The sequence below is a fragment of the Neorhizobium sp. LMR1-1-1.1 genome, from assembly GCF_040675795.1.
Lineage (GTDB): Bacteria > Pseudomonadota > Alphaproteobacteria > Rhizobiales > Rhizobiaceae > Neorhizobium > Neorhizobium cellulosilyticum.
In genome coordinates, this window is record NZ_JBEGHE010000025.1 from 573,705 (window position 1) to 590,891 (window position 17,187).

Genomic DNA, 17,187 nt, shown 5'->3' on the forward strand with positions numbered 1-17,187 from the left:
GCCAACCCCTTGTTAAACTTCACCACCTAGTCTTCTCCTGTAAGTATAGGAGTATAGTCGTGGGTGCGGCGCCAATTAACAAAAATCATTATCTGAACAAGGAAGAGTCTTTCATGTATGACCGCGAACAGCGGTTCAAGATGGAAGATACGATGAATGCTGGCCGCATTGAATATACCGAAAAGGCAGTCCTCAACATGGCGCAGCGCCGCTGCGACGTCGTGCAGATTTCTCAGAGCGGCGCGGTCCTTGGCCTGCTGACGCAATATAATCTTCCTCAGCAATTCTATCTCGATATCCCCGATGCCCGCATCAACAAGGTTGGTTGTGTCCTGATGCGCGTCAACATGAACAACACGATCGAAGTCCGCTTCCTGCGCCTGCTGAGCGATAAGGAACTCAACCGCATCTTCGTCTTCTCCACGCATCCAAGGCACCGGGACCACAAGATGGATATCCGCACCTGGTAAGATAGATCGATAGACACAAAAAAGGCGGCCACCGGGCCGCCTTTTTGCTGTTTGATCCGCAGCCTGTGCCTCAGGCAAAAACGCTTGCGCCCTGATCAGCCCTGCCGACATTGCGGCGGAAGGCGGAGAACAGCTCGCGGCCCATACCGAATTCGTTTTCGGAAAGATCGGCTTCGGCCGGCGTGCGTGCATCGAATTCCGCTGCGTCCACCAGCACTTCCAGCGTTCCGGCAACTGCGTCGAGACGGATCATGTCGCCTTCGCGGATTTTCGCGATCGCGCCGCCGTCGGAAGCTTCCGGCGTCATGTGGATTGCTGCCGGCACCTTGCCGGATGCGCCCGACATGCGGCCGTCGGTGACGAGGGCGACCTTGAAGCCGCGGTCCTGCAACACGCCGAGCGGGGGCGTCAGGCGGTGAAGTTCCGGCATGCCGTTCGCCTTCGGTCCCTGGAAGCGGACGACGGCAATGAAGTCACGGTTTAGCTCGCCGCGCTTGAACGCATCCTGCAGGCCCTGCTGGTCGTGGAAGATCACGGCCGGTGCCTCGATCACATGGCGCTCCGGCTTGACGGCCGAAATCTTGATGACGCCATGGCCGATATTGCCGGAAAGCATCTTCAACCCGCCGGTCTTCTGGAACGGCTGGTCGACGGTGGTCAGAACCTTCGAGTCACCGCTGACCTCCGGCACGCTTTCACGCGTCACCTGTCCGTCTGCGCTGAGCTTGGCTTCGACCGTATAGGCTTCCAGCCCGTGACCGAAGACGGTGCGCACGTCGTCATGCACATAACCGCCGCGAAGAAGCTGCCTGATCAGGAAACCCATGCCGCCGGCAGCGTGGAAATGGTTCACGTCGGCAAGCCCGTTCGGATAGACGCGGGCGAGAAGCGGTACGGTATCCGAAAGCTCGGAAATATCCTGCCAGGTCAGGTGAATGCCTGCAGCCCGCGCCATTGCGACAAGGTGCATGGTGTGATTGGTCGATCCGCCCGTCGCATGCAAGCCGACGACGCCGTTGACGATCGAGCGTTCGTCGATCATCTCGCCGGCCGGTGTAAATTCATTGCCCATGGCGGTGATCGCCAGAGCCCGCTTGGCGGCTTCGCGGGTGAGCGCTTCGCGCAGCGGCGTGCCGGGATTGACGAAGGAGGCGCCGGGCATATGGAAGCCCATGATCTCCATCAGCATCTGGTTGGAATTGGCCGTGCCATAGAAGGTGCAGGTGCCGGGACCATGATAGGACTTGGATTCGGCTTCCAGAAGCTCGGTGCGACCGACCTTGCCTTCCGCATAGAGCTGGCGAATGCGCGACTTCTCGTCATTGGGCAGGCCCGAGGTCATCGGACCGGCCGGAATGAACACGGCCGGCAGGTGTCCAAAGGAAAGCGCGGCAATCACCAGGCCAGGCACGATCTTGTCGCAGATGCCGAGATAGACGGAAGCGTCGAACATGTTGTGGGAAAGGCCGATACCGGCCGCCATGGCGATCGTATCCCGCGAGAACAGCGACAGTTCCATGCCCGGCTGGCCCTGCGTGACGCCGTCGCACATGGCCGGAACCGCACCTGCCACCTGTGCAATGCCGCCCGCTTCACGGGCAGCTTCCCGGATGATCGGCGGAAATGTCTCATAGGGCTGATGCGCCGAGAGCATGTCGTTATAGGCCGTGATGATGCCGAGGTTCGGAACGACGTCTCCGGACAGCGCGTCCTTCTCGGCGGGGGAACAGACGGCAAATCCATGTGCCAGGTTCCCGCAGGAAAGAACCGCCCGGTGCGGCCCCTTGGCGACCGCCCGTTGCAATCGGTCGAGATAGGCCTCGCGATGCGGTTTGGATCGCTCGATGATCCTTGCCGTGATCGCCTGAATGCTGGAATGCGCCGCCATGTCAAAACCTCCTTCGGGCAATCCCGGCTTGGGAGAGGCCAAAGCCACCGGGATTGCATGTCTCGTCAATGTGTTGCCGCCTGACGAGCGCCAGGCGGACGATAGGTGCCTCAGGGCGCCCAGTAGATCTCGAGCGGCGAAACCGCTCTGGTGAGTACAGCGCGGATCGGCATGTTCTTCTCGTCCGATCCGGCTTCAGCCTTCGCCAGCACGTCCTTTTTCTCCTGGCCCTCGATATGCAGCACCAGCAGGTGCGCATCGGAGAGGCTGGAGAAAGTGAAGGTCAGCCGCTCTTCGCCTGCACCTTCCGCCGCCATGGTCATCACGCCGCGCGGCGTCGAAAGATTGAGCGCTTTGGCAAGATGATTGCCACGCGGAAAGAACGATGCTGTATGCCCGTCGCCGCCCATGCCGAGGATCGCGACATCGAACGGATTGCAGATCGAAGCCGTCTTTCCGGTGGCAATTTCCGCGGCTGCATCGATCGTTGCCGCTTCGTGATAGAGCGGGATGAAGGTCGTGGCCGCAGCCTTGTCCTTGAGCAGATGCGTTGCGACCAGAAGATGATTGGACCGTGGGCTGTCGGCCGGCACGAAACGTTCGTCGACCAGCGTCACGGTAACCTTCGTCCAGTCGAGATCCTTGCCCGAAAGCGCCTCGAAGAAGCGTTTCGGCGTCGACCCGCCGGAAACGGCGATGGACGCCGCTCCCTTTTTCGAGATCGCTGCGGAAAGCTGCCTGGCAACCTTGTCGGCTAGCGCTTCGGCGAGATCGGCTCCATTGGCAAACTCATGAAAAGTCGATGCCATGGTCTTCAGCCTTCGTGCCAAGTGCGGCCGTCACGCTCGATCAGTGCAATCGCCTGGCTCGGACCCCAGGTGCCGGCCGTGTAACCCTGCGCCACCTGTCCGGTCTCTTCCCAGCCCTTGAGGATAGGATCGACCCATTCCCAAGCCGCCTCCACTTCGTCGCGGCGCATGAACAGCGTCTGGTTGGCACGGATCGTGTCCATCAGCAGGCGCTCGTAGGCGTCCGGGCTGCGTGCGTTGAAGGCTTCGGCAAAGCTCATGTCGAGCGAAACATTGCGCAGGCGCATGCCGCCCGGGCCTGGGTCCTTGATCATCAGCGACTGCTTGACGCCTTCGTCCGGCTGCAGGCGGATGATCAGCTGGTTGGCCGAAATCCGGCCCGCTGCCGTGTCGAAAATGTTGTGCGGCACAGGCTTGAAGGAAATCACGATTTCCGAAACGCGGCTCGCAAGGCGCTTGCCCGTGCGGATGTAGAAGGGAACGCCGGCCCAGCGCCAGTTGCCGATCTCGGCCTTGATGGCGACGAAGGTTTCGGTGTTGGAAACGCCACCTTCCAGCTCTTCGAGATAACCCTTGACCGGGCCGCCCGCGGAGGCACCGGCGCGGTACTGCCCGCGCACCGTCATCACTTCGCAATTGTCGGCGGTGATGGGCTTCAGCGCCCGCAGTACCTTGAGCTTCTCGTCACGCACCGCTTCGGAATTCATCGAAGACGGGGTTTCCATCGCAACAAGGCAAAGCAGCTGCATGATATGGTTCTGCACCATGTCGCGCAGTGCGCCGGCCGTGTCATAATAACCGGCGCGACCTTCAAGGCCGACAGCTTCGGCGACAGTGATCTGCACGTGGTCGATATAGTTGGCGTTCCAAAGCGGCTCGTAAAGCGCATTGGCAAAACGCAGCGCCATCAGGTTCTGGACGGTTTCCTTGCCCAGATAGTGGTCGATACGGTAGATTTGCTCTTCCTTGAACACCTTGCCGATCGTGTCGTTCAGTTCCAGCGCCGAGGCGAGGTCACGGCCGATCGGCTTTTCGACGACGATGCGGGTCGACTTGGTGATCAGCTTGTGGTCGCGGATCTTTTCCGAAATCGCGCCGAAAATCGCCGGCGCAACGGCCAGATAGAAGGCGCGAATGCGCTCCTTGCCGGTGCCCTCGTCGAGAATCTTCTTCAGCTTGTCCCAGCCCTGATCGGACTTGGCATCGACGGAAATGTAGAAGATGCGCTCGCAGAAGGCCTTGACCTGGGCCTCGTCATATTCGCCCTTCTTCAGATGCTCCTTGAGCGCATCCTCGGCGAACTTACGGTATTCTTCATTGGAAAGCGCGCTGCGGGACGCGCCGATGATGCGCGTCGGCTCCGTGAACTGGCCTTCGATCTGCCGGTGATACAGAGCCGGAAGAAGCTTGCGCTCCGCAAGGTCGCCGGTCGCGCCGAAGACGATGCAATCGAATGGTTCCACTGGAATGATCTGGCTGCTCATCGCTCAACTTTCGTCGTATGTGGTTGGGGTGTGTCTTATGCTAATCGATTTAAAAAGGCTAGTCCGAATGTCGGCCTCAAATACGGTCTCTTAGCGCAAACCAGGTTAATGCAAGGAAAAGCAGTGGTTTACGCATCGCATGTCCTCCGGGGAATGCTGGAATTTTGAGATCGGCAAGCACGTCAAGCTCACTCTTTCGCCCGGCGACCATTTCAGCATAAAGCTTGCCACAATAATTTGACAGCATCACGCCATGGCCGGAATATCCGCCGATCGCAGTCACGCCCGGCATGACCTCGCGCACGAAGGGCCGGCGCGGCAGGGTGATCCCGACATTGCCACCCCATGCATGGGTTATTTTAACGGCCTTTAGCGCCGGATAGGTGGTGACGATCTGCTGCCGTATCGCCTCCGCCGTATCGCTCGGATCTTTCGAGGAATAGACCTCGCGGCCGCCGAACAGCAGCCGGTTATCCTTCGACTTGCGGAAATAGCGCACCACGAAGCGGCTGTCGCAGACAGCCTCCATGCCCGGAATGACATGCGGGAAAGCATCGAGCGGCTCGGTTGCCGCGATGAACGAGCCGATCGGCATCACATGCGCTGAGGTGACCGGTTCGAGATCGCCGATATATGCATTGGTGGCGATCAGCACCCGGTCGGATGTCAGCGTGCCTCTCGGCGTCTCGACCCTGATCTTGGTACCCTCGCGGCGGATCGCCGTCGCTCTGGTATTCTCGTAAATGCCGGCGCCTGCGGCCTTGGCCACTTTCGCCAGACCGATCAGGAATTTCAGTGGGTGGATATGGCCGGTGCCGATATCACGCACGCCGCAATAATAATCCTTGGTGCCGACCCGCTCTTCCGTCTCCGCCTTGTCCATGAATGTCATGTACGGATAGTCATAGCGTTCAGCGGCGATCTCCGCATTGGCGCGGTAATCGCGCTCATATCCCGGTTTGTGTGACACGTTGAGCTGGCCCGGCATGTAATCCATGTCTATGCCATGCAGTGTCGCAAAATCGTGGAGATGCCGCTTGGCGTTTTCTGCCATTTCGAACAAAAGCTTGGAGCGTTCGTAGCCCAGTTCCTTCTCGGCCTCTTCCGGCCACCAGCGCTGCCCGGTGCCGAGCTGCCCGCCATTGCGGCCGGAGCCGCCATCGCCGAAGTGCCCGCCTTCGATCAGCGCCACGGAGACGCCGGAAGCCGCCAGATTACAGGCTGCCTGCAATCCGGTATAGCCGCCGCCGATGATCGTTACATCCACCGCCTGCGAGCCGTCGAGTGTGGGATAGGTGGGGCGTTCCTCGACGCTCGCCTGATACCAGGAAAGACCCGGCGCGATCGGGCTCTGCCATGTATCCATGCTGCTCACCTTAAACGTTGAGAAGCAGGAACTCGCGCTCCCACGGGCTGATCACCTGCATGAAGGTCTCGAATTCCCCGCGTTTGACGCCTGCATAGATACCGATGAACTCCTTGCTGAACACCTCCGCCAGCGCCGGCTCCTCTTCCAGCAGCGAGACAGCTTTCAGGAGATCGCGCGGCAGGTCGATCGCGCCTTCGTTGGCGGATTCGTCCGTCGGCGGTGTCGGATCGATCTTGTTCATGATGCCGAGCAAACCGCAACCGAGCGACGCAGCGAGTGCCAGATACGGATTGGCATCCGAACTCGGCAGCCGGTTTTCGACGCGCCTTGCCACCGGATCGGAAACCGGCACGCGGAAAGCCGTCGTGCGGTTGTCGTAACCCCAGGCGGTATTGACCGGCGCCGCCATGTCCGGCGTCAGGCGGCGGTAGGAGTTCACGTAAGGCGCCATCATCACCAGCGCCTTCGGAATATAGGTCTGCATCCCGCCGATGAACTGGAAGAATTCCTTCGAAGGTTTGCCGTCCTTCTGCGAGAAGATGTTCTTGCCCGTATCGATATCGACGACGGATTGGTGGATGTGCATGGCCGACCCCGCCTGGCCCTGCATCGGCTTGGCCATGAAGGTCGCGTAGATGCCGTGTTTCATCGCCGCTTCGCGGATCGTCCGCTTGAACATGAATACCTGGTCGGCCAGTTCCACCGGATCGCCGTGACGCAGGTTGATTTCGAGCTGCGCCGGTCCTTCTTCGTGGATCAGCGTATCGATCTCCAGTCCCTGCTTTTCGGAGAAGTGGTAGATATCGTCGATCAACTCGTCAAACTCGTTGATGCCGGCAATCGAATAACCCTGTCCGCCGAGAATCGCGCGGCCGGAACGGCCCTTCGGCGGATGCAGCGGATAATCCGGGTCGTCGTTCTTGGCGACCAGATAAAATTCGATTTCCGGAGCCACGACCGGCTTCCAGCCACGCTCTGTGTAGAGTCGCACAACGTTCTTCAGCACGTTGCGCGGCGTATAGGCGACAGCGTTGCCTTCCGTGTTGACGATGTCGCAGATCACCTGCGCTGTCGGATCGGTTTCCCACGGCACGACCGAGAGCGTCGAAAGATCCGGCATCAGCTTGAGATCGCTGTCGCGCGGCTCGTAGCGGAAGCTCTCGGTCTCTTCCGGATATTCGCCGGAAATCGTGTGCCTGTAGAGCGCCGATGGCAGCGCCAGCGATGTGTTGGAGGTGAATTTCGACGACGGCATCATCTTGCCGCGCGGCACGCCGGCAAGGTCGGGCGTGATGCATTCGATATCTTCGATCCCTCGCGCGCGCAGCCATGCCGCGGCCTCCTGCCAGTCTGCCACGCCGCGAAGCGAGGTCAACGTTGGTTGGGCGACGGCGGCCTTGGCGACCGTACCGACTTCAACTGCAGCGGGATTGGCTTTTTTGGTTGGCATGACACACCGGGTGAGGTTGATCGAATGTTCCCATCATAGCCACCGATCGGCAATTGGCGAGGGGGAGGCGTTGACTTTGGGTGAACTATGTCGAACAGCGAAAGCGGCAACCAATGGAGTGATGATTGGCCCGTAAATTCGATGTGGTGATCCTCGGCGCCGGTGCCGCCGGCATGATGTGCGCGATCCGCGCCGGTGCGCGTGGGCGTTCCGTTCTGGTTCTCGACCACGCCAAGGCTCCGGGCGAGAAGATCCGCATTTCCGGTGGCGGTCGCTGCAACTTCACCAATATTCACGCCGGCCCGAAGAATTATCTCTCTTCCAACCCGCATTTCGTCAAATCAGCACTCGCCCGGTATTCGGCGCAGGATTTTATCGATCTGGTGAACCGCCACGGCATCGCCTTCCACGAAAAGACACTGGGTCAGCTCTTCTGCGATGAAAGCGCCAAGGACATCATCCGCATGTTGCTGTCAGAGATGGAAGCGGTAAGGGCCAAGCTCGAACTCCAGACCGGCGTCACCTCGGTGGAAGGGAGCGCTGACGGTTTTCGCATCGTCACCTCCACCGGCGAGACGATCGAAGCCGGCTCCGTCGTCGTTGCCACCGGCGGCAAGTCGATCCCGAAAATGGGCGCGACCGGTCTCGCTTATGACATCGCCAGGCAGTTCGATCTGAAGCTCGTCGAAACCCGCCCTGGCCTCGTGCCGCTGACGCTCGATCCGGGGCTTCTGGAAAAGCTCGCGCCGCTTTCGGGCATCGCCGCACCCGCCGAAATCCGCCATGGCAAGACCAGCTTCCACGAGGCTCTGCTTTTCACCCATCGCGGCTTGAGCGGTCCCGCGATCCTGCAGATCTCGTCTTATTGGCGTGAAGGTGACGAGATCACGCTCGTGATCGAACCGGATCGCCGGATCGCCGACGACCTGAAGGCTGCCCGCAAGGCCAACGGCAAGCAGTTGGTGCAGACGGCGCTTTCCGATATCCTGCCCAAGCGGCTTGCGCAGTTCTTCGCCGAGAAACATCCCGCGGCAACGAAGCTTGCGGACTGTTCAGACAAGGTTTTCGACGCTGTCGCCGCTTCGATCCAGGACTGGCGAATCCGTCCGGCAGGCTCCGAAGGTTATCGCACGGCCGAAGTCACGCTCGGTGGCATCGATACTTCGGAACTCGATTCCAAGACGATGCAGGCAAAGTCTGTTCCCGGCCTATACTTCATCGGCGAATGCGTCGACGTCACTGGTTGGCTCGGCGGCTACAATTTTCAATGGGCGTGGTCGTCGGGCCATGTCTGCGGAGAAGCGCTTTGATCCTGGCATTCACGCCCGCATGGCTCCGGTTGTGGTGTTATCGTTCAGCACTTCTTAATGTAACGAACTGATCCTGCCATAATCCCAGCTTATTTTGATGTTCAAGATCGAAAAAGGCTGCCACTATAGGTTTGATTATCGTCTCGGAGTTCCAATCCATGCCGAATGCTCGCCGTACCCGCGCCATTGCAATTGCCAAGGCGGATGACCGCGCAAAACTCTTTCGTTTCAGCATGCTGATGATTGCCGCTGGAACCACGGCTGCACTTTTGGCCGTACCGGTACTGTTTTAAGCGGTACGCTAATTTAATCGGTTTTTCAGTGGCTTTGGGCTGGTTTGCTTTGCGCGTCCGCCTCCAAACTCTTGATGTTTGTCAAGTTTAGCAAAAATTTCACCTATGTCGGCGAGTGTGTGTGGGAAATTTACACCCACAAAGGCTCCCCATGAAAAAGATCGTACCTTCTTCGGTCGTCACTAAAATTGTATTTCTTTGTCTCTTTCTTATCGTGGTTGCAGTCTCCGCCGTTTCCGGCCTTGCCTACAACACGTTTCGCAAGGACATCATGGAAACGGCTGTGGAGGATACGCACAAGTCCATCCGGACGATGGCGTTAATCTATGAGACGGCTGTGGCGGGTGCAAAAACAGCACTTTCTGACGGAAAGCTCACCAAGGTTACTGCCGGCGAGGGGGCACTTCAGGGCCATGATCTTGTCGATCGTACCGCCGGCTCCATCGGTGGCGTAGCGACGGTGTTCGAAAAGCAGGGCAGCGATTATGTCCGCATCTCCACCAACGTGAAAAACGAGAAGGGCGAACGTGCCGTCGGCACCAAGCTCGTCGCCGATCACCCGGCACAGAAGGCTCTGGCCAAAGGCGAGGCCTATTATGGCCCGGCCGTTCTTTTCGGCCGCGATTTCATGACCGCCTATTATCCGGTTGTGAACGCCTCCGGCGCTGTTAGCGGCGTACTCTTCATCGGCATTCCGATGGAGGTCTATTTCGCCCATATCGCCTCTGCCGGCACGGCCTTGATGGTCTCCTCGCTGCTTGCGCTTCTCTTCATTGCCGTTGCCAGCTATTTCGTCATTCGCAGGCTCGTCAGCCCGCTCGGCGTCCTGACCGGCTCCGTCCGGGCGATTGCCGATGGCGACAACAAGTCCGAGATCCCTTACACCGCACGCTCTGACGAGTTCGGCAACATTGCCCGCGCCCTGCAGGTCTTCCGCGACAACGCGCTCGAAAAACTGCGCATCGAGCATCAGAGTGCCATGGAACGCGCAGAGGCCGAAGCCGAACGCGAACGCAACGACAGTGACAAGCGCATGGTCGATGGCCAGATCGATCAGGCTGTCGCAGCACTCGGCACGGCCCTGTCGCGCCTGTCGCAGGGGGATCTCTCGGTCACTATTGACCAGCCTTTCTCCGGCAAGCTGGAACCGCTGCGCACCGATTTCAACGGTTCGATCCTCAAGCTGCGCGACACGCTGTCCCACATTCGTCAGAGCACGATGGCAATCCAGAAGAGCAGCGCCGATCTCAGCCATTCGTCCGCTGATCTGTCTCGCCGCACCGAAAGCCAGGCGGCTTCGCTGGAGGAGACCGCGGCTGCTGTCGAGGAAATCACGGCAACCGTGCGCTCTTCGGCCGATCGTGCCCGCGAGGCGAACGAGGCCGTTGGTCATACGAAGAAGAACGCCGACAATTCCGGCACCGTCGTCAAGAATGCTGTCGAGGCCATGGGGCGTATCGAAGACGCGTCGCAGAAGATCGAACTGATCATCGAGGTGATTGACGACATCGCCTTCCAGACCAACCTTCTCGCTCTGAATGCCGGTATCGAGGCGGCCCGCGCGGGTGAAGCCGGCAAGGGGTTTGCGGTTGTCGCGCAGGAAGTGCGTGAACTGGCGCAGCGCTCAGCCGATGCAGCCAAGGAAATCAAAGGCTTGGTCAATCAGGCGACCAACGAGGTCGGTTCCGGTGTCTCGCTCGTCCAGCAGGCCGGCGAAGTGCTCGCCACGATCAGCAGCGAGATCGTCGTCATCAGCCAGCATGTCGAAACCATCGCTACCGCCAGCCGCGACCAGTCGGCAGCGCTTTCCAACATCAATCAGTCCGTCAACCAGATGGATCAGATGACCCAGCAGAACGGCGCAATGGTGGCCGAAACCAGTGAGGCAAGCCAGCGCCTGGCGGCAGAGACCGAAGCCCTGTTCGACCTGCTGCAGCAGTTCCGCATCGATGCGGCCGCCACGGGCACGCAGTCTTCTTATCGCTACAGCAAGGCCGCCTGAACGGCGTCTCTTGACGATCGGCAACCAGATGTAAGAAAGGGCGGCTTGAGGCCGCCCTTTCTTTTGGCAGGGAGATGAAAAGGTATGGTGGCCGAAGGGCTCCCAAGAGGCTCCCCAATGGCTCCATCGGCCCGGCTCTTGTCCGGCCGGTGTTTGAGGCAATTCCAGCACAAGTGTGAAACTCTGACTGCTGAATTTGCGACAAATTGCGGGACGGTGCGGTCCGACCTGGCAATCTTGCACCCGCCGCTACTGAAGCCTGTTGGTCATGACGACGGGAACCATAAGGTCGCCCCAGTGGCCGTCGCCGCCGTGATGCCGCGCCGAACGGATCAGCTCGACCGAAACGCCGGCCTCGACTGCTTTCATGACGGCATGGTTCAACCGGTGCAGGTCGTTGGCAAGCGAGCGGATCGCTGCCTGCTGATCGGCGGTCATGGCGCTTGCCTGCTCCTCCGCCCGTTCTTTTACATGGGTCTTGATGGGTGCCTGGATCGTCATTTCGGGGTCTCCTTTCGTTGGGTTTGGTGGTCTTGATATCTCTTGTTGCCGTGAGCCTTTTGAGGATTGCGAAGTCCCCCTCTGGCCTGCCGGCCATCTCCCCCACAAGGGGGGAGAAAAATCGCGGCAGCCGCCCATTTCACCTGTGAGCACTGGCGGTGAGGCTGGGTTAAGCCCTCCCCCTTGTGGGGAGGGTGGGGAGGGGACTTTGCGGCTCACTCCGCCGCCGGCCGGAACTGTGCATGCTCGGTGGACTCTCCCATGGCGGTCGTCGACGACAGCCCGCCGGTGATCGCCATCGACACGGCATCGAAATAACCGGTGCCGACTTCGCGCTGGTGTTTGGTCGCCGTATATCCGTTGATCTCGGAGGCGAATTCCGCCTCCTGCAGCTCGGAATAGGCGGCCATCTGCCGGTCCTTGTAACCGCGCGAAAGTTCGAACATGCCGAAATTCAGCTGGTGGAACCCGGCGAGCGTAATGAACTGGAACTTGTAGCCCATCGCCCCCAGCTCCCGCTGGAATTTTGCGATCGTCGCGTCGTCGAGGTTCTTTTTCCAGTTGAACGACGGTGAGCAATTGTAAGCCAGCATCTTGCTCGGATGTTCGCGGTGCACGCCCTCGGCAAACTTGCGCGCCTGCTCCAGATCCGGTTTCGATGTCTCGCACCAGATCAGGTCGCAATGCGGAGCATAAGCGACGGCACGTGCAATGCAGGGCTCCAGCCCGTTCTTGACGCGATAGAAACCTTCCGCCGTCCTCCCGGCATCATAATCGACAAAGGGCTGGTCGCGCTCGTCGATATCCGAGGTTAGAAGCTTTGCCGCTTCCGCATCCGTGCGGGCAATCACCAGCGTCGGTACGCCCATGACATCGGCTGCAAGCCGCGCCGCGGTCAGGTTGCGGATATGCGCTGCGGTCGGGATCAGCACCTTGCCGCCCAGATGGCCGCATTTCTTTTCAGACGCCAGCTGGTCCTCGAAATGCACACCCGCAGCGCCGGCCTCGATAAACGCTTTCATGATCTCGAACGCATTGAGCGGCCCGCCGAAGCCTGCTTCTGCATCGGCAACGATCGGCGCAAACCACGTCTCGACCGAAAGCCCCTTGCCCTCGGAAGTCTCGATCTGGTCGGCGCGCTGCAGTGTGCGGTTGATCCGCCGCGCCAGTTCCGGCGCGGCATTGGCCGGATAGAGCGACTGGTCGGGATACATGGAAGACGCGGTATTGCTGTCGGCCGCCACCTGCCAGCCGGAGAGATATATGGCCTTCAGCCCGGCACGCACCTGCTGCATCGCCTGATTGCCAGTCATGGCGCCGAGCGCATTGACGAAGTCCTCGCTTTTCAACAGCTCCCACAGCCGGTTGGCGCCCTTTTCCGCCAGCGAATAACGGATCTCGATCGAGCCGCGCAGCCGCTCAACGTCCTCAGCCGAATAGGGGCGGGTGATCCCGTCGAACCGGCCTTCAGGCGCATTGGCAACGAGCTTGTAAAAATCTGTCATCTGTCTCTCTCCCACTGGTTTTGAACTTTGGATCAGGCCCGAAAGCTCATGTGAAAGATTTACAGAATGACGAATGTTAATTCTATAAGTACATGATATAAAAGAAGTTACGATGTCACGACTTACACAGAATCGGGATGAGTTTTGTAAATATTGTAAAAATCGACGCCGCGTAAAACTTTGACAGGAGGAGGTCTATAGTGGAGCGGAAGGTATTTGCGGGAGGCCGCGTCAGGCGGGTCCGGCTCGGGCTTGGTCTGACCCAGACGGCCATGGCAGGCGCTCTGGAAATCTCGCCCTCCTATCTCAATCTGATCGAGCGCAACCAGCGGCCGCTGACGGTGCAGTTGTTGTTGAAACTCGCCTCCACCTACAAGGTGGATCTCGATGCACTCCAGGGAGAGGGCGGCGGGCTTGTCCCCCAGTTGCGTGAAGTGTTTGCCGATCCGCTTCTGGCCGGCGAGATCCCCGGCGATCAGGAAATCGTCGAAGTGGCGGAAGCGGCCCCCAATGCCGCACTTGCCACCGTAAAACTCTACCGCGCCTATCGCGAACAGGCGGGCCGGCTTTCCGATCTCGCAGCCTTACTGGCAAGCGAAGGCCGCGAAATGGCAACCAGTAGCAGCCGCATGCCGATGGATGAAGTGCGCCAGTCGCTGGAGCGCCGGCCGAATTTCTTCGCCCGCATGGAGGATGCGGCGGAGGCCCTGGCAAAGACCTTTTCGGCCGGAGACGACCTGCCATCGGCCCTGCGCACCTGGCTGAAGAACGAGCGCGGCATAACCGTCCGCACGCTTCCCTCCCATGTCATGCCGAGCCTGCGCCGCCGATACGATCGCCACAGCATGCGGCTCTTCCTGTCGGAGCGGTTATCGCCCTTCGATCGCAACCGGGAACTGGCAACCGAGGTGGCGTTGCTGGCAATGGCGGCGGAAATCGATGCAGAACTGGATGGCCTGTCCCTGCAGACGGCAGAAGCCCGGCGTATCGCCCGTTTCGAGCTTGCCCGTTATGCGGCGCATGCGCTGCTCATGCCCTACGCGGCCGTTCTGGCGGCCGCACAGCGCGCCCGTTACGATATCGATATCCTGCGCGCCCGCTTCGATGTCTCCTTCGAACAGGCCGCAAACCGCCTGACCTCCCTCTGTCGGTCGGATGCTGCCGGTATTCCTTTCTTCCTGATGGAGATGGATCATGCCGGCAATGTCGTGCGCCGCGCCGGAGCGCAGGGGTTCCCCCAGTCGCGTTTCGGCGGCCGTTGTCCCAAGCTCGGCATCCATTCCGCCTTTGCCGAGCCCGGCCGCATCCTCGTCGATCGCGTGGAGATGCCGGAAGAGGACGCCTTTCTCACCGTGTCGAGAACGCTGGAAGGTCCACAGGCGGATTTCGGCGAGCGGATCCGACGCACGGCGATCCTCATCGGTTGCGATATCGGCTTTGCAGCCGATGTGGCCTATGCCGCGGCGCTGCCGGCCACCGGCTTTGCCGTCGAATCCGGCCCCGCCTGCCGCATCTGCGAGCGCAAGGCCTGTCTGTCGCGTGCCGAGCCGCCGATCACCCGCCCGCTCGGGCTTGACGAAATGGTGACCGGCCTCAGCGCCTTCGACTTTCAGTAGCACCTTGGGCAATTTGCACGACAAGCCTTGGGGGCAAGTCATTCCGCAGTGCACATTCCCACTTGTAGGTCGTAAAAATCCTTTCTACTCTCACGTTCAAATACAGAGGGAATTCCTGCGTGGGGCACCCGCGGAGAAAAAAGAAACAGGAGAAATCATGAGAACCCACCTGCTTGGAATGGCGGCGGCACTTGCTGTTACCGCCCTTGGCTCCTCCGCTTTTGCGCAGGAAAAGGTCGTCCACGTCTATAACTGGTCGGACTATATCGATGAGTCCATTCTCGAGGATTTCACCAAGGAAACAGGCATCAAGGTCGTTTACGACGTCTTTGACAGCAATGATCTCGTGGAAACCAAGCTGCTTGCCGGCGGCTCGGGTTATGACGTCGTTGTTCCGACCGGTCCGTTCCTTGCCCGCCAGATCACGGCCGGAGTGTTCCAGAAGCTCGACAAGTCGAAGCTGCCGAACCTCACCAACATGTGGCCGCTCGTGTCTGAGCGTCTGGCAAAATATGATCCTGGCAACGAATATGCCGTCAACTACATGTGGGGCACCACCGGCATCGGCTATAATGTCGACAAGGTGAAGGCAGCGCTCGGCGATGTGCCGATCGACAGCTGGGACGTCCTGTTCAAGCCGGAGAACGCAGAAAAGCTGAAGTCCTGCGGCATCAACATTCTCGATGCCTCCGACGAGACTTTCGCCATCGCCATGAACTATGTCGGCAAGAACCCGGACAGCAAGGAAACTGCCGATCTGGAAGCCGGCGGCGAGGTCTTCAAGAAGATCCGTCCCTTCGTGAAGACGTTCAACGCCTCGGCCTATATCGATGAACTCGCCAACGGCGACAGCTGCATCACCATCGGTTGGTCGGGCGACGTGCTGCAGGCGAAGTCGCGCGCCGAAGAAGCTGGCAACGGCGTCAAGGTCGAGTTCGTCATCCCCAAGGAAGGCACCTATATGTGGTTCGACAACCTCGCGATCCCGGCGGATGCGAAGAATGTCGAAGAGGCGCACGCCTTCATCAACTACCTGATGAAGCCGGAAGTCATCGCCAAGGCCTCCAACTATGTCCAGTATGCCAACGGCAACCTTGCCTCGCAGAAGTTCGTCGATAAGGAAGTGCTGGAAAATCCGTCGGTCTATCCGCCGGAAGATGTGGTGGCAAAGCTCTTCACCATCTCGCCTTACGGACCCAAGGAACAGCGCGTGCTGAACCGGGTCTGGACGCAGATCAAGACCGGCAGCTGATAGCTGACAATCCAAGGGCGGGCTTTTACCCGCCCTTTCATTTTCCAAGGATCGCAAGCGGGGCAAGGCATGGCGAAAACTCTCGGACCGGTAAAACGCAAATTCTCTCCCTGGACCGATCCGAATGCGGTCCCCTTCATCCGCTTCGAGAATATCACCAAACGCTTCGGCGATTTTGTTGCCGTCGACAACCTCACGCTTGATATCTACGAGAAGGAATTCTTCTCGCTGCTTGGCCCTTCCGGCTGCGGAAAAACGACGCTGATGCGCATGCTCGCCGGCTTCGAGGAGCCGACGGAAGGCCGGATTCTCCTGCAGGGTCAGGATATTCGCGGCGTGCCGCCCTATCGCCGCCCGACGAATATGATGTTCCAGTCCTACGCGCTCTTCCCGCATATGACGGTGGAGAAGAACATCGCCTTCGGCCTCGAACAGGACAATATGCCGAAGGGCGAGATCACTGCCCGCGTTCAGGAACTGCTCAAGCTCGTCAAGCTGGAACAGTTCGCCAAGCGCAAGCCGAACCAGCTTTCCGGCGGCCAGCGCCAGCGCGTCGCACTCGCCCGTTCGCTTGCCAAACGCCCGAAGGTGCTGCTGCTCGACGAACCGCTCGGCGCACTCGACAAGAAGCTGCGCGAGGAAACCCAGTTCGAGCTGATGGACCTGCAGCACACGCTCGGCATGACCTTCCTGATCGTCACCCACGACCAGGAAGAGGCGATGACCGTGTCCGACCGGATCGCCGTCATGGACAAGGGCATCATCATGCAGGTGGCGACACCGGCTGAAATCTACGAGGCGCCGAACAGCCGCTACGTCGCGGATTTCATCGGCGACATCAACATCATCGAAGGCAAGATTGCCGAGACCGCAAGCGCGCTCGGCGCACCGGGCACGGTAAGGATCGAAAGCGAAGGCCTGTCGATCGCCGTCGATCAGGAATGCCAGGCGGTGAAGGACGACCACGTCGCCTTCGCTGTTCGCCCGGAAAAGGTTCGTATTTCGCTGGATGCCCCGGCCGACACGTCCGCCAATGCTTTTTACGGCGAGGTCTGGGATATCGGCTATCTCGGTGACTTTTCGCTTTTCATCGTCCGTTCCGAAGATGGTCGTTTCTTTCGTGCCGCACAGGCCAATGTTTCGCGCCTCGTCGACCGGCCGATCACCTTTGGAGATATGGTCTGGCTCACCTGGTCGCGCGATGCCGGCCTCGTCCTGACAAGATAGGGAAGGGGAGC

At 59.8% G+C, this 17,187-nt stretch carries 14 protein-coding genes; 7 read left to right on the forward strand and 7 right to left on the reverse strand.

Annotation, left to right across the window (positions count from 1 at the left end; all coding sequences use genetic code 11):
- Window positions 1–113: 113 nt before the first annotated feature.
- Window positions 114–470, forward strand: coding sequence for a hypothetical protein (locus tag MRBLMR1_RS15925; RefSeq protein WP_183684951.1), 357 nt, complete (start codon window positions 114–116; stop codon window positions 468–470).
- Between the two features lie 70 nt (window positions 471–540).
- On the opposite strand, the gene edd is transcribed toward MRBLMR1_RS15925, so the two are convergent.
- From edd to MRBLMR1_RS15950, 5 genes are all read right to left on the reverse strand, one after another.
- Window positions 541–2,358 (reverse strand): phosphogluconate dehydratase, encoded by a 1,818-nt coding sequence (gene edd / locus MRBLMR1_RS15930; protein ID WP_183684952.1) that lies wholly within the window; start codon window positions 2,356–2,358, stop codon window positions 541–543.
- Between the two features lie 110 nt (window positions 2,359–2,468).
- Window positions 2,469–3,167, reverse strand: a complete 699-nt coding sequence (gene pgl / locus MRBLMR1_RS15935) for a 6-phosphogluconolactonase (RefSeq protein ID WP_148148123.1) — start codon at window positions 3,165–3,167, stop codon at window positions 2,469–2,471.
- Window positions 3,168–3,172: 5 nt separating this feature from the next.
- Window positions 3,173–4,651 carry a glucose-6-phosphate dehydrogenase gene (gene zwf / locus MRBLMR1_RS15940; protein WP_148148122.1) on the reverse strand — a complete coding sequence of 493 codons (1,479 nt, stop codon included), beginning with the start codon at window positions 4,649–4,651 and terminating at the stop codon, window positions 3,173–3,175.
- Between the two features lie 76 nt (window positions 4,652–4,727).
- Window positions 4,728–6,026 (reverse strand): NAD(P)/FAD-dependent oxidoreductase, encoded by a 1,299-nt coding sequence (locus tag MRBLMR1_RS15945; protein WP_148148121.1) that lies wholly within the window; start codon window positions 6,024–6,026, stop codon window positions 4,728–4,730.
- 1 nt (window position 6,027) lies between these two features.
- Complete coding sequence (locus tag MRBLMR1_RS15950; protein ID WP_148148120.1) at window positions 6,028–7,470, reverse strand: glutamine synthetase family protein; 1,443 nt, start codon at window positions 7,468–7,470, stop codon at window positions 6,028–6,030.
- 125 nt (window positions 7,471–7,595) lie between these two features.
- Here MRBLMR1_RS15950 and MRBLMR1_RS15955 point away from each other — a divergent pair, with 125 nt between their 5' ends.
- From MRBLMR1_RS15955 to MRBLMR1_RS15965, 3 genes are all read left to right on the forward strand, one after another.
- A complete protein-coding gene (locus MRBLMR1_RS15955; RefSeq protein WP_148148119.1) occupies window positions 7,596–8,780 on the forward strand; it encodes a BaiN/RdsA family NAD(P)/FAD-dependent oxidoreductase in 1,185 nt (394 codons plus the stop codon).
- Between the two features lie 158 nt (window positions 8,781–8,938).
- Entirely contained in the window at window positions 8,939–9,073 is a 135-nt protein-coding gene (locus MRBLMR1_RS15960) for a hypothetical protein (protein ID WP_280518264.1), read from the forward strand.
- Between the two features lie 151 nt (window positions 9,074–9,224).
- A complete protein-coding gene (locus MRBLMR1_RS15965) occupies window positions 9,225–11,075 on the forward strand; it encodes a methyl-accepting chemotaxis protein (RefSeq protein WP_148148118.1) in 1,851 nt (616 codons plus the stop codon).
- 249 nt (window positions 11,076–11,324) lie between these two features.
- On the opposite strand, the gene MRBLMR1_RS15970 is transcribed toward MRBLMR1_RS15965, so the two are convergent.
- Together MRBLMR1_RS15970 and aceA are read right to left on the reverse strand one after the other, a co-directional pair.
- A complete protein-coding gene (locus tag MRBLMR1_RS15970; protein ID WP_148148117.1) occupies window positions 11,325–11,576 on the reverse strand; it encodes an SMc00767 family acetate metabolism repressor in 252 nt (83 codons plus the stop codon).
- Window positions 11,577–11,791: 215 nt separating this feature from the next.
- Window positions 11,792–13,081, reverse strand: coding sequence for an isocitrate lyase (gene aceA / locus MRBLMR1_RS15975; protein WP_148148116.1), 1,290 nt, complete (start codon window positions 13,079–13,081; stop codon window positions 11,792–11,794).
- A gap of 197 nt (window positions 13,082–13,278) precedes the next feature.
- Between aceA and MRBLMR1_RS15980 the strand changes: the two genes are divergently transcribed.
- The 3 genes from MRBLMR1_RS15980 (at window position 13,279) to MRBLMR1_RS15990 (ending at window position 17,176) form a co-directional block, all read left to right on the forward strand.
- On the forward strand, window positions 13,279–14,697 hold the full coding sequence (locus tag MRBLMR1_RS15980) for a helix-turn-helix transcriptional regulator (RefSeq protein ID WP_148148115.1): 1,419 nt from the start codon (window positions 13,279–13,281) through the stop codon (window positions 14,695–14,697).
- 157 nt (window positions 14,698–14,854) lie between these two features.
- The gene (locus MRBLMR1_RS15985) at window positions 14,855–15,949 is read left to right on the forward strand and encodes a polyamine ABC transporter substrate-binding protein (protein WP_148148114.1); all 1,095 of its coding nucleotides are present in this window, start codon (window positions 14,855–14,857) and stop codon (window positions 15,947–15,949) included.
- A gap of 69 nt (window positions 15,950–16,018) precedes the next feature.
- Window positions 16,019–17,176, forward strand: coding sequence for an ABC transporter ATP-binding protein (locus MRBLMR1_RS15990; protein WP_148148113.1), 1,158 nt, complete (start codon window positions 16,019–16,021; stop codon window positions 17,174–17,176).
- Window positions 17,177–17,187: the final 11 nt, after the last annotated feature.